Here is a 13,209-nt window from a genome sequence, read left to right on the forward strand (position 1 = left end):
GTGGCTGGGGTCAGTTCGCCAGTTGCCTGGCGCGGCGGATCCAATCGCCGGCCACCCGCAGATCCACCACGGCAGGCCGTTTGGTTCCAAGGCTGCGCTCCAGCCTTCCGGTCTGGCGCACGAGACGTTCAGGGGTGCATGCCGCAAGAGCGGCGGGCGTGGCGATGCCCGCATGCATCAGCAGCGCGGCGTCCTGGGGAGGCAAATCCAAGCGGCAGACCAAATCGGCCATGCCCCGCAGCCGCTTGAGGTTTCGGGCCGAAGCCTGGCCACTGCGGGCGAGTTGGCTCAGTTGCAGATCCGTTAGATCACGAATGCTGGACCAGCGCTTGATACCGGCCCGATCCAGTTCCTGTTGTTCCCTGCGAAACGACTGGGGGAGCTCCTCGATCGCGTCGTTGAAGTTCGGCATCAACGCAAGGTCTTGCTCACCTCGCCCAGGATGACGGGGCGTCCCAGCCCATCGCCCTCCGCCTGGATGCCTCGCAACCGCACCAGCACGGTGCTGCTGGAGCGACCTGAGCCGCGCAGGTTGCCCTCCAATTGCTCCAGGGTGGCTTGAACTGTGGTTGGGGCAAGGTCGGCAGGAACCTGGGCGACCACCAGGTCGTTGCCGTTATCGAACACGATCGGTGCCCGCACCGCACCCTCCACCACCACTGGCGGTGTGTAGCTCACGCCGAATGCCCAGCAACTCACGGCCAGCAGCAGGGTGAAGCTGCTCACGCCGACCAGTCGAAACCGAATGCCCCACTTGGTGAGGAAGGCAACTGCCGTTAGTGCTCCAAGCCCAAGCCCAGACCAACCCAGCCAGGGAGCGGCAGTAAGCAGCAGCTGATCGAAGGCCATGGGGTCTGGTGGACTGAAAACAGTCTCCTTATATTGCGCGAGATTCCGGGGAGACCGCCGCGTCTGATGGGAAAAACGCGGCGCAGGACCTGGTTGGTTGCGGGAAGTTTTGTTCTGGTCGGGGCTGGAGCAGCAGGCTTGATCGCCCTTGACCGCGCTGCCGAAGGCATCCTGAGCCGGGCGCGCCCCAGCTTGGAGCGCACGTTGTCGGGTCCTCTGGGCCACGACGTGGATCTTGGCCCTTACGAAGGACTTCGCCCCTTGGGCCTGGGGATCGCCATCGGGCCGAGTCGAATCTTGCCGTCGGCGGCGGATCGTTCTGAACTGAGCCTGGCGGGGCTGGAGGTGGGCCTTGCTCCCTTAGCGAGTCTTCGGCGTCTGCAACCGGTTCTGCAGATCACGGTGCACAGGCTGCGTGGTCAGTTGCAGGCCAATGAGGCTGGTCGGTACTGGACCTTTGGGCCCCTGAGCGGCGACGGCACCATGCCGCGACTTGGCGTGCAGTACCGGTTGGCCGATCCTGCATTGCTCCGTTTCGGTCCTCAGCAGCAGACCCTTGAACTCCGCAGTCGGGGCGCAGTGCGGCTCGGGGAGGCTTTTTTCAGTACCGCATCGGAACTTCGCTGGCTCGACGCAGAAGGGGTGCTGCGGCTAGATGCACAAGGGCATTGGGATCGCCCTCGCTTCAGGCTTCGAACGCGGCTGGATCGGCTCAACCTGAAACCGTTGGGGGCCGTCATCGCCCCCGCTCAGGATCTGGATGCCTCTGGAACCTTGGAGGGAGATGTTCAGATTGGCTGGGCCGATGGGTCGTTGAACTGTCGAGGTGGGCTCAGCCTCAAGCGTCTCGAACTTGCTGCGCTGAACAGCAATCGCCTCAGGGTCGCTTGCAAGGGCGATCAACTCACCTTGCAGCCCGCAACACTGCGTTTTGGAGCCTTTGAGGCTCGGGCCTCAGGGTCCGTTGCCTTTGACAAGAGCTTTGATCTCCAGGCTGACGTTCGCCATACAGACCTCAGCTCTGCAAGCCAGGACCGGTTGAAGCTCAGGATCCAGGGCCCCTGGGGGGAGCCCCGGTGGAGTGCAGATGGTGAGATCCAGCTGCCTGAGGCCACAGGGCTCAACACAGCCCTGACGCTGGACTCTCAGTGGCGCACCCCCTGGTTGCAAGACCAGCAACCGTCTGTTGCCGTGGACAGGCTCCGCCTCAGTGCCCCGGGACTGCGCTTCGGGCTGGCCGGGACGATTGGATCCCGATTGGATCTGCGCAGCACGGAGCTGCAGATCGATCCCCGCTTCTGGTCTGCGCTGCCGACCCTGCAGGCCGTACTGGGCCAAACCGCTCCGCTCCTTGGAAGCGTCGACGTCAGTGGTGGGTTGGCCTCACCGGAGCTGAGCCTGAAGCTCGGCCAGGCAGCCAACCCGATGCTGGACGAGTGGTCGTTTCAGACCCGATGGTCCTCGCAGGACTCCGCCCTGGTGCTGGATCACTTCACCAGTCCGCTGTTGCGGGCGGAAGCGCGCCTTCCTGTGCAACTGGCGCAGGGGCGGTTGCAAACCGGTGAGCTTCAGAGCGGCTTTGAACTCCAACCTTTCAGCCTGAGCCGTTTCACCCCCTTGATCGGTACGCCGCTGGGCGGGCAGGTGGCGGCGCGGGGTCGCGTGAAGGGTCCTCTGTCGGGGCTTCAGCCCGACATCAGCCTGACGCTGAATCAACCCCGCGTTGGTGCCTTGCAGGTTCCCGAACGCTGGCAAGGCAGCCTCAACGGTGAACTGGGCCTTGGGGCTCGTCTGGCGATGGCGGCCCAGCAGCCTGTCGTGCCCGGCTCGCTCGTGGCTGAACTCGATGCCGATGCTTGGCCCAAGACCGTGCTCTTGCGCCGGGGTGAGGGGCAGTTGCGCTTGCACGGGCTGGATCCGGCTGGAGAGCAACGCCGCTACCACTGGCGTGCAGCGGACCTCAACATCGATGGACTTCGTTTCATCGTGCCGCCGCTCAACCAGCCCAAAGCGGTGGCAGGTCAGCTCTCGGGTGCAGGGAGCCTTGCCATGGGCCCCCTCGCGATCCGTGGGTCTGCCGTCATTGCGGACGGCTCGATGGCGGGAGTTGCCGTGCAGAGCCTCGAGCTGGAGGGTTCCCTCGGGGATGGCCGTTTTCAGGCCGATGCAGCACTGACGCCATTGCAGGGCAGCATTCGGCTGAAGGCCCGTGGCGATCTGGGTGGCTGGATGCACAGCGGCATCGAGGCCGAAGGCCTGGATGTCACCTGGCTGACGCTTCTGGCCCGTCAGTTGAGAGGGAGCGATCCCGAACCGGGCCTGGCCCCCGGCCGTGCCGAGGATCTCGGAACCCTGTTCATCAACACCTTTGGTGGGTCGCTTGATGGTCAGTTGCAAGCTCTGGCGGCATCGCGCCGGGCGATTGAGGCCTATGCCCTGGCTCACCCCCGCAAGGGCCCTGAGCTGGAGCGTCTGGAGGGGCGGGTCAATCTGTCGGGAACGATCGACGGTCCTGATCCAAAGCGCCTGAAGGCCGATCTGATCGCCAAGGCCCACCTTTGGATTGAAGGGGATGACCAGGCCAAGGCACTCCAGCTTGAACCGATGGTCGCCACGCTTCGCGGCCCGTTGCTCGGTGGATCCGGTGACCTCTCCCTGCTGCAGGTTCCGCTCTCTCTGCTGGCGTTGTTGGCTCCTGTGCCGCCGCAGCTCCGCGGCAGTGTTGGCATCCGCGGCCGCTACGACCTCAGCGGAACGGCCCCCCTGCTGGTTTCCGATCTGCTGCTCGACTCCGCCAGCCTGGCGGGCCAGCCCCTGCAGTTGGAGCAGCGATCGGTTGTCGTTGAGCGTGATTTGATCCGCCTGAACCTGGCCCTGAAGGGAGGCGAGAGCAAGGAAGCCGTCACCGTGGCCGGCACGCTGCCCTTTAATCCTGATTCGGATTTGAACCTGAGGCTGGAAAGCCATGGGGATGCTCTTGGCGTTTTGACGCTTCTCGCCGGAAATTCCTTGGCCGTGAAGCGGGGGAGCACCAATCTGCGGCTGTTGCTGCGCGGGCCGTTGAACCAACCGCAAGCCAATGGCTTTGTGGTGGTCAGCAATGGAGATCTCAGCATCGGTGAACAGGAGCTGAGTCGGATCAACGCCTCGATCCTGTTCGATTTCGATCGCGTCTTGGTGCAACGCCTGGAGGCTGAAGTGGGCCGCGGCGGCTCGCTGCGCGGTTCAGGAAGCCTTGGCTTGTTCACCCCCCAGAGCGGAGCTTCACCGCTCACCCTGCAACTCAGCCAAGCTCAGATTCGTCAGCCGATCGTGCAGTTCCAGGCCGATGGCGAACTGCAGGTGTCTGGAGCTTTGCTGCAACCCGTCCTCTCCGGAAATCTGGAACTCTTGCGGGGCACGCTTCGGCCCCAGTCCGGTTCCTTCGGACTTGTACAGCGGGGTGGACTTAAGCGATTGGTCCCCAACAGTGAGGAGGGTGCCACTACTGCGGAGCAGCCCGGTCCCCAATCGTTCAAAACACTTCTGGAGGAGGACTGGGATTTCAAGAAACCTCTGGTCCTGATGGGATCCAAAACAACCATCCAGGGCCCAGGTCAGCCCCAACGGTTCATGCCGACGCTGCCGGCTATCCGATTTGAAAATCTTCGGCTGGCCCTCGGCCCTGATAGCCGGGTGCTATTGCCCTCGATCAGTTTCAAAGGGGGTGGTGTGGTGACGTTGAACGGCCCCTTGGATCCCTCTCTGCAGGCAAGGGGCTTGATTCGGCTCAATTCCGGCAGGATTTGGATTCCCCCTCTCGCTCCACTCCGTTTGGATCCTCAGGAGGAGAACGTTGCAGTATTTACCCCCTCTTTGGGGCTCGTCCCCTACGTGGATATCGCTTTGCAAGCCAGGGTTTCCGACACCGTCAGCGCGGGCACCAGCGATCAAATCACCACTGCAAATCTATTCGCATTGAATGGCACGGGTAGCTCTCCCGCCGGGGTTGGTCAGCTCCGGCTGGTAAAGGTCATGGTCCAGGCCACAGGCCCGGCAAACCGTCTTGGTGACAGCAAAAATCTTGTTTTGCGTAGCTCCCCACCGATGAGCGAGCAGCAGCTGTTGGGTTTGATCGGTGGTAACTCCTTGGCTTCTTTAGGCAGTACTGGTGGTGCCGCTTTGGCCACAATGCTGAGCCAATCGCTGCTCTCACCGGTACTGGGCACGTTGACCGATGCCATGGGTCAACGGCTCCAGATTGCGATTTTCCCGACCTACGTCAATCCTGAGGTCAAATCAGAGGAGGAGCGCACCTCGGGCCGTGTATCGCCAACACTCACATGGGTTACTGAGTTCGGTGTGGCATTGACCGACCGGTTCAACCTTTCCGTTCTGATGGCACCGAACACAACCGATGTTGATGTTCCTCCCCAAGGGACTGTCTCCTATCGGTTGACGCCGAACACGACCATGTCTGCGTCGATGGATGCCGATGGCACCTGGCAGAGCCAGTTGCAGGTGTTCTTCCGGTTCTGAGCCATGCCCTCCGCGCAGGTGATTGGAGTGGATCTCGGGGGCACGGCGATTAAGCTGGCCCGGATTCGTGCTGATGGAACGGTGCTGGCGGAGGCGCAATGCCCCACACCGCAGCCCGCCGTACCTGGCGCCGTGACGATGGCCCTGTGTGAAGCCATTGAACAGATTGATCCTGAGCATGCGGCTGAGGCGGTCGGCATCGGCCTCCCCGGTCCCATGGATGCGGCGGCTCGGGTGGCCCGGGTTTGCATCAACCTGCCCGGCTGGGAGGACGTGCCGCTGGCGGATTGGCTGGAGTCCAGGCTCAATCGCCAGGTCACCCTCGCTAATGACGGCAACTGTGCGGTGGTCGGTGAGGCCTGGCTCGGCGCAGCCCGTGGTGTTGATGATGTGGTGCTGCTGACCCTCGGAACCGGTGTGGGAGGGGGGGTGCTTCTAAGGGGTGAGCTGTTCACGGGCCACAACGGCGCTGCAGCGGAACCCGGTCTGATCGGGGTTCAGCCCGATGGTCCGGCCTGCAACAGCGGTAACCGTGGCTCCCTGGAGCAGTTCGCCAGCATCACCGGCCTGCGGCGCTTGTGTGATCGCGATCCCCGCGAGCTCAGTGCAGAGGCCGATGCTGGTGATCCGGAGGCCCTGGAGGTTTGGAGCCGTTACGGCGAGCGCCTGGGCTGTGGCGTTGCTTCGCTGGTGTACGTGTTCACGCCGCAGTTGGTGTTGCTGGGTGGCGGCCTGGCCGGTGCTGCCCGCCACTTTCTGCCAGCGGTGCGCCGCGAGGTGGAGTCGCGGGTTCAGGCCGTCTCAAGGGAGGGGTTGCGGATCGAAGCCGCCTGTCTGGGGAACGGCGCTGGACGCCTGGGGGCTGCGCGACTCGCTCTGCAGCGGCTGAACGGGATGATGGCTCCAGATTGATTGCCTTGATGTCCAGCGTTCCAGAGCCTTCTGCTGCGTTGCTGCAGCGTGCCGCGGCTGTCCGCCGTGCTGCTGTTGATCTGGGGCAGACCGATGACGGTCAGAGAGCTCAGGCGCTTCAGGCGATGGCGGACGCGCTGACCGACCGTGCGGAAAGCATCCTCGCGGCCAACCGTGAAGACCTCCAACGCTCTGCAGCTGAGGGGTTGGCGCCGGCTTTGATGGCGCGGCTGAAGCTGGATGACACCAAGTTGGCGGCGGCCATTGATGGCGTCCGCAAGGTGGCCAGCCTCAGTGACCCGCTGGGTTGTCGTCAGTTGCATCGGGAGCTGGATCAGGGCCTGGTGCTGGAACGGGTCTCCGTTCCGCTCGGGGTGGTGGGTGTGATCTTTGAAGCCAGGCCGGATGCGGTGATGCAGATCGCCTCGCTGGCGATCCGTTCGGGCAACGGTGCTCTGTTGAAAGGGGGCAGTGAGGCTCGCTGCACCAATGAGGCTGTGATGGAGGCCCTGCAGGCAGGCCTGGCGGCCAGTCCGGTGTCTGCCGATGCCCTGGCTCTGCTTACCACCCGTCAAGAAAGCCTGGCCTTGTTGCGTCTCGATGGCCTCGTGGACCTGATCATTCCGAGGGGAAGCAACGAACTGGTGCGCTTCATCCAGGACAACACCCGCATTCCGGTGCTGGGCCATGCCGATGGGGTCTGCCACCTCTACGTGGATGCGGCGGCCGACATCGACAAAGCCGTTCGGGTGGCGGTGGACAGCAAGAGCCAGTACCCCGCCGCCTGCAACGCCATTGAGACCTTGTTGGTGCACCGCTCGATTGCGCAGCCTTTTCTCGCCGCGGCGCTGCCGGCCTTCGCTGCTGCCGGGGTGCAGCTGCGGGGCGATGCCGAGAGCGTGGCCCTTGGTGTGGCGGAAGCGGCCATGGAGGAGGACTGGAGCACGGAGTATCTGGATCTGATCCTGGCGGTGAAGCTGGTGGACGATCTCGAGGCAGCCACCGATCACATCCGCTCCTATGGCTCGCGTCACACTGAAGTGATCCTGACGGAGGATGCCCAGGCGGCTGATCGTTTCCTTGCGTCGGTGGATAGCGCAGGCGTCTATCACAACTGCTCCAGCCGCTTCGCCGATGGCTTCCGTTACGGATTCGGCGCTGAGGTGGGCATCAGCACCCAGACCCTGCCGCCCCGCGGACCCGTTGGTTTGGAAGGGTTGGTGACCTACCGCTATCGGTTGCGCGGCGAGGGCCACATCGCTGCCGACTACGCCAACGGCAGCCGCGTCTTCACCCACATCGATCGGCCGCTCTGATGGATTGCATCGGTGTGAGGGACCTGCGGTTGTGGGCCCACGTCGGGGTATTGGAACACGAACGTCGGTATGGCCAATGGTTCAGCCTTGATTTCAGTGTTCAGCTCGATCTGAAGGCTGCTGCCGTGGCCGACGATCTGAGCCGGAGCCTGGACTACGGCGTGGCCATTCAGGCCCTGCAAGGCTTGTCCCGGAAGGTTCGTTGCCTCACGATCGAGCACTTCAGCGAGCAGATGCTTGATCGGCTGGAAACGTTGTACGGGCCCATCCCGGTCTGGCTGCGATTGACCAAATGTGCTGCACCGGTTCCAGGATTTAACGGCCGCGTGTTCGTGGAACGCTCCCGCCATGGCGGTAGATCAGCCCTGTGAGCATCCCGTTGGTGCTGGTCCATGGTCTTTGGGACACGCCCCGCCTCTTTCATCGATTGATTCAGGGGTTGGACCAGCCCGATCGCCCGCTGCTGGCGCCGCATCTGCCCCATGGTCTGGGTTGGATTCCCCTGCGGCAGCTGGCCTCTCGCCTGGATCAGCACATCCAGCAGCGCTTTGGTGCTGACACCAGGGTCGATCTTCTGGGGTTTTCGATGGGGGGCGTGATCGGCAGGATCTGGCTGCAGGAACTGGGGGGGGGGCAGCGCACCCGGCGCTTCCTCAGTGTGGGCAGCCCGCAGCAGGGCACCCTGGCTGCTCAGATGATTCCCCGCCCGCTCCTCGCCGGTGCGGCAGACATGAAAGTGGGAAGTCGCCTGCTGCGCGAGCTGAATCGCCAACCCGATGCCCTGGCTGGGGTCGAGTGCTCCAGTTTCTTTTGCCGCTGGGATCTGATGGTGTGCCCCGGCTGGAGGGCCGTTCTGCCCATGGGCCGGTGTGAGGAAATACCGGTCTGGACCCATCAGCAACTGATCAGCCACCCCGCCGCGATTCGACGGCTCTGCAGCAGCATGCGCGCCTGAGATCAGGCCGCGGGCACCAGGCCGGAATGGCGAATCAAGGCTTCGGTGCTGGCAGGACGGCCTCGGAAGGCTTCAAACACCTCTGCTGGAGATCGGCTGCCACCGAGGCTGAGCACGGTGTCGCGGAAGCGGGCTCCCGTTGCACGCACCTGATCCTCCTGATCCAGACCCACCTCCTCAAAAGCGGAGAAGGCATCTGCGCTGAGCACCTCAGCCCACTTGTAGGAGTAGTACCCAGCGGAGTAGCCCCCCGCGAAGATGTGGCCGAAGGCACAGAGGAACTGATCCTCCGGGATGGGATCCATCACCGTGGTGGTGGCCGCGATCTCACGGCGCAGTCCGTCTGGGCTGACGCCGAGTTCCGGGGTCCACTGGCTGTGGAGACGAAGGTCACTCAAGGCAAAGTGAACCTGCCGCAGGGTGGCGAGGCCTGCATTGAAGGTGCGGCTGCTGCGCAGCTTGTTGAATTCCGATTCAGGCAGGGGTTCACCGGTTTGCCAGTGGCGCGCCATGCCCATCAAGGTGGCGTGATCAAGGCACCAGTTCTCCATGAACTGGCTGGGGAGTTCCACGGCATCCCATTCCACGTTGCTGATGCCGGCGGCTTCCGGTTCCTCAACGGTGGTGAGCATGTGCTGGAGCCCATGGCCGAATTCATGGAAGAGGGTCTCTACTTCCTCAAAGCTCATCAGGCTGGGCGTGTCGCCCACAGGTGGGGTCTGGTTGCAGACCAGGTAGGCCACCGGCAGCACCACAGAGCCATCGGGTTTCTTGCTCAGGCCCAGGCATTCATCCATCCAGGCTCCGCCGCGTTTGCTGGCGGGCCTGCTGTAAGGGTCGAGGTAGAAGCCGGCAATCGGTGTGCCATCGGAGCGCTTCACCCGGAAGAAGCGCACATCGTCGTTCCAGGTCGGTGCCTCGCCGTCGGCGGCAACGATCTCGACGTCGAACAGACGCGTACAAAGGCTGAACAGGCCTTCGAGCACCTGCGGCAGCGGGAACCAGGGACGCAGCGCCTCTTGGTCCAGATCGAACCGGGATTGGCGCAACTTCTCCGACCAGTAGGGGATGTCCCAAGGGGCCAGCTCATCGGCTTCGGGGGCCTTGTGCTCCCTGGCGATGGCTTGGAGATCCTGCAGCTCTTGCTCAGCTGCTGGGTATGCCGCAGCGCGCAGTTCTTCCAGCAGTGCTTCCACCGCCGGAACATCGTCAGCCATCTTGGCGCTGAGGCTGAGGTCAGCCCAATGGGCATAGCCCAGGCGGGACGCTTGCTCGCGCCTCAGGGTCAGGATCTCCTCGATCAGTGCCCGGTTGTCGAGTTCGCCTTCACTGGCCCGCCCCACATGGGCGCGATAGGCCTTCTCCCGCAGGGATCGGTTGTTGGCGTGGGTGAGGAAGGGCAGATAGCGGGGCATGTCCAGTCCCAGCAACCACGGTCCGGACTCCGCAGACGCATCAGCATCCCCTGCTTCACGCGCTGCGGCGGCCAGTGCCTCCAAGGCCCGTTGCGGCAGGCCTTCCACCTCATGGGGCTGGCTGAGTTTCAGGGTCCACTGCTGCGTTGCATCGAGCACGTGGTTGCCGAACTGGGTGGAGAGAGCAGCCAGGCGTTCACTGGTGCTGTTGAAGGCTGCCTTCTCATCGCCACTGAGGCCAACACCGCGCTGCTGCATCGAGAGCAGCTCGGATTTCAGGATCCGCTCCTGGGTTGGGTTGAGCGGTTCGGAGGGATCGCTTTGGAGGGCCATCAAGGCCCGATGAAGAATCTGGCTTTGGCCAAGCCGGTTGCTGAGGCGCACAACATCCGGTTGCTGGGCCGCATGGGCATCGCGCAGCTCAGGGGAATTGCAGACGCCATTGAGGTGTGACACCACACCCCAGCTCCAACGCAGCCGTTCGCCGATGGCCTGCAGCGGTTGCATCACCCGATCCCAGGACAGCTTTGAGGGTCCGGCGAGAGCTGTCTCAAGAGCCTGCTCGAGCGCAGTGAAGTCCTGATCCAGCTGTGCGAGCAAAACCGGGATGTCTGTGCTGACGAGCTCAGGGGAAATGGCCCGGAACTCGGGAAGCCCTTGGCCGCGCAGGAGGGGGGAAACAGTCGACATCTCAGCTGGCAATGAACTGCAGGGCCAGAGCGTTGGTGGAAGCTTCGTAGAGGTCCATGGCAATGCGGGGCCAGATGCCGATCACCAGGGTTGGCACCAGCAGGCTCAGGCCAATCACCAGCTCCCTGGGGCGCATGTCAGCGACGCTGGCCAGGGCCGGAATCCTGGGGCCGAAGAACACCCGTCGGCACATGGAGAGCAGATAAATCGGTGTGAGCACCAGTCCGATGGCGGCCAGCAGAACGGTGATCGATCGGAACACTGACGTGAAGGCTTCCTGGCTGGTGATGCCGAGGAACACGGTGATTTCACTGATGAAGCCACTCATGCCCGGCAGCGCCAGCGACGCCAGGGAGCTGGCCAGGAAGAAGGCAAACGTGATGGGCAGTGCCTTGGCCAGTCCGCCCATGTTGGGGATCGAGAGGGTCTTGGTTCGCTCGTAGAACACCCCCGTCACGAAGAACATCGCGGCTGCGATCAGGCCATGGCTCACCATCTGGAGCATGGCTCCACTGATTCCCAGGGCATCAACGGCACCGATCCCCACCAGCACAAAGCCCATGTGGCTCACGGAACTGCAGGCGATCCTGCGTTTCACGTTGTCCTGGGCGAAGGCGTTGAGCGCGCCGTAAACGATGTTCACGATCCCAAGGATCACCAGGGCTGGCGCCAGGGTGGCGTGCGCTTCGGGAAGCATCTGCACGTTGAAGCGCAGCAGGGCGTAGCCGCCCATCTTCAGGAGCACCCCGGCCAGCAGCATCGATACCGGAGCGTTGGCCTCACCGTGGGCATCGGGCAGCCAGGTGTGGAGCGGGAACATCGGCAGTTTCACGCCGAAGCCAATCAAGAAACCCAAGTAACACAACAGGCCGAAGCTGCCGCCGGGAGAACGGGCCGCCAGTTCCGTGATGTTGAAGGTGAACGTGTCACCGGAGAGGGCCAGTGCCAGGCCGCTGATCAGGATCAGCAGAGAGGCCAGGGCCGTGTAGAGGATGAATTTGGTGGCGGCGTACTGGCGGTTCTGTCCGCCCCAGATGGCAATCAGCAGGTAGACGGGAACCAGTTCCAGCTCCCAGGCCAGGAAGAAGAGCAGGAAGTCCTGCGACAGAAACACCAGGCCCTGGGCCGAGGCCTGAACAAGCATCAGGGCGAAGTACAGCCGTGACTTGCGCTGAACCGACCAGCTGGCCGCCACAGACAGAAACGTGACCAGGCCGCTGAGCACCACAAGCGGTGCTGAAAGACCATCCACACCAAGGGACCATTCGAGGCCGAGTGCCGGGAGCCAGCTCACCCGCTCCACCAGCTGCAGCCCTTCAGTGCTGGGGTCGAAGCGGGTGGCAAACACCCCCATCATCAAAAGAAGATCGACCAGAAGGACGACCAGGGTGATGATCTTGGGCGCGGGGGAAGGCTTCTCTTCGCTGCTCGGAACCAGTGGCAGCACCAGAGCTGCTGCCGCCGGCAACAGCACAATCAGCGACAACCAAGGGAAGGGACTGCCCGAGACAGCAAGCTCTGCTAACCCAGCATCCATTCCGTGTCCGCAATCTTTAACAAAGCTAACAGGGCTGAATGCCCTGTTTAGGTGGATCTACTCATCGTCGGCCGGTTGCCAGTGGCTGCCTGAGGTCTGCAAATTCAGCACCGGCGCGCGGCTGGCGACCCCGGCAGCTTCCCAGGCTTTGACCATGGCTCGGCTGACGGCTGGGCCATTGTCTTCCTCGCACAGAGCCAGAACACTTGGTCCGGCTCCGCTGATGGCGCAACCCCAGGCTCCCGCGTCCATGGCGGCCTGTTTGACCTGGTCGCCGCCTTTGATCAGGCGCCAGCGGTAAGGCTCGTGCAAGCGATCGTGCATGCCGTCGGAGATCAGATCACCATTGCCGGTGCGCAGCCCTTGCAGCAGCAGTGTCAGGGCACCCAGGTTGACCACAGCGTCGCCAACGGGGATGGCCTTGGGCATGGCCCGGCGGGCTTCGCTTGTGCTCAGGCGAATCGATGGAATCGCCACGACGGCCTTCACGCTCGGCGTCCATTCGCAACGCACCACGCGCCAGCGCTGAGAGGCGGCCTTGGCGGTCATGCAGAGGCCCCCCAGAAGGGAGGGCACAACGTTGTCCGGGTGACCTTCGATATCGATGGCCAGCTCCAGCAGCTTCTCTTTGGAGAGAGGCTCACCGACGAGGGCATTGGCTCCCATCAATCCCGCCACGATCGCCGTGGCACTGCTGCCCAGCCCCCGTGCCGGCGGGACGGCAAGACGCACCCGTGCCTCAAGGGCGACGGGTTCCAGCCCAGCCGCTTTCCACACCCGTTGGGCCGCTCGGTAAACGAGGTTCTCCGGCCCACCCCGGAGGTGACTGCCCTCCGTTCCCTCAATAATCAGCTCAAATCGTTCACCGCCCCCTTCGATCCGCCGCATCGCGAAGCGGTTGTTCAGATCAAGGGCTGCACCGAGGCAGTCAAATCCGGGGCCGAGATTGGCGGTGGTTGCCGGGACGTCCACGACCACTTTCTGACCGATGCGCGGCTGCGCCATCGCTGATCCTCT

The 13,209-nt window shown here is 63.5% G+C and carries 10 protein-coding genes; 5 read left to right on the forward strand and 5 right to left on the reverse strand.

Annotated elements, in window-relative coordinates:
- Positions 1-10 precede the first annotated feature (10 nt).
- Both SynM161_RS04685 and SynM161_RS04690 read right to left on the reverse strand, forming a co-directional pair.
- The gene (locus SynM161_RS04685) at positions 11-412 is read right to left on the reverse strand and encodes a DUF4332 domain-containing protein (RefSeq protein ID WP_115160670.1); all 402 of its coding nucleotides are present in this window, start codon (positions 410-412) and stop codon (positions 11-13) included.
- A complete protein-coding gene (locus SynM161_RS04690) occupies positions 412-849 on the reverse strand; it encodes a Ycf51 family protein (RefSeq protein ID WP_186542138.1) in 438 nt (145 codons plus the stop codon). The genes SynM161_RS04685 and SynM161_RS04690 overlap by 1 nt, the downstream gene beginning before the upstream one ends.
- Before the next feature lie 66 nt (positions 850-915).
- Here SynM161_RS04690 and SynM161_RS04695 point away from each other — a divergent pair, with 66 nt between their 5' ends.
- From SynM161_RS04695 to SynM161_RS04715, 5 genes are read left to right on the forward strand one after another with little or no spacing between them, the layout of a single operon-like run.
- Entirely contained in the window at positions 916-5,367 is a 4,452-nt protein-coding gene (locus SynM161_RS04695) for a translocation/assembly module TamB domain-containing protein (RefSeq protein WP_255441945.1), read from the forward strand.
- A 3-nt stretch (positions 5,368-5,370) separates the two neighbouring features.
- On the forward strand, positions 5,371-6,279 hold the full coding sequence (locus SynM161_RS04700) for an ROK family protein (RefSeq protein ID WP_186542139.1): 909 nt from the start codon (positions 5,371-5,373) through the stop codon (positions 6,277-6,279).
- Positions 6,280-6,287: 8 nt separating this feature from the next.
- Positions 6,288-7,595, forward strand: a complete 1,308-nt coding sequence (locus tag SynM161_RS04705; protein ID WP_186542140.1) for a glutamate-5-semialdehyde dehydrogenase — start codon at positions 6,288-6,290, stop codon at positions 7,593-7,595.
- A complete protein-coding gene (locus SynM161_RS04710; protein ID WP_186542141.1) occupies positions 7,595-7,966 on the forward strand; it encodes a dihydroneopterin aldolase in 372 nt (123 codons plus the stop codon). The genes SynM161_RS04705 and SynM161_RS04710 overlap by 1 nt, the downstream gene beginning before the upstream one ends.
- On the forward strand, positions 7,963-8,550 hold the full coding sequence (locus SynM161_RS04715) for a triacylglycerol lipase (protein WP_186542142.1): 588 nt from the start codon (positions 7,963-7,965) through the stop codon (positions 8,548-8,550). The genes SynM161_RS04710 and SynM161_RS04715 overlap by 4 nt, the downstream gene beginning before the upstream one ends.
- Positions 8,551-8,552: 2 nt before the next feature.
- Here SynM161_RS04715 and SynM161_RS04720 read toward each other — a convergent pair whose 3' ends face one another.
- From SynM161_RS04720 to thrB, 3 genes are read right to left on the reverse strand one after another with little or no spacing between them, the layout of a single operon-like run.
- The gene (locus SynM161_RS04720) at positions 8,553-10,655 is read right to left on the reverse strand and encodes a M3 family metallopeptidase (RefSeq protein ID WP_186542143.1); all 2,103 of its coding nucleotides are present in this window, start codon (positions 10,653-10,655) and stop codon (positions 8,553-8,555) included.
- Position 10,656: 1 nt separating this feature from the next.
- A complete protein-coding gene (locus SynM161_RS04725; protein WP_186542144.1) occupies positions 10,657-12,192 on the reverse strand; it encodes an NAD(P)H-quinone oxidoreductase subunit 4 in 1,536 nt (511 codons plus the stop codon).
- Positions 12,193-12,249: 57 nt separating this feature from the next.
- Positions 12,250-13,197 (reverse strand): homoserine kinase, encoded by a 948-nt coding sequence (gene thrB / locus SynM161_RS04730; protein WP_186542145.1) that lies wholly within the window; start codon positions 13,195-13,197, stop codon positions 12,250-12,252.
- Positions 13,198-13,209 lie beyond the last annotated feature (12 nt).

The sequence above is a fragment of the Synechococcus sp. M16.1 genome, from assembly GCF_014279895.1.
Taxonomy (GTDB): Bacteria; Cyanobacteriota; Cyanobacteriia; order PCC-6307; family Cyanobiaceae; genus Parasynechococcus.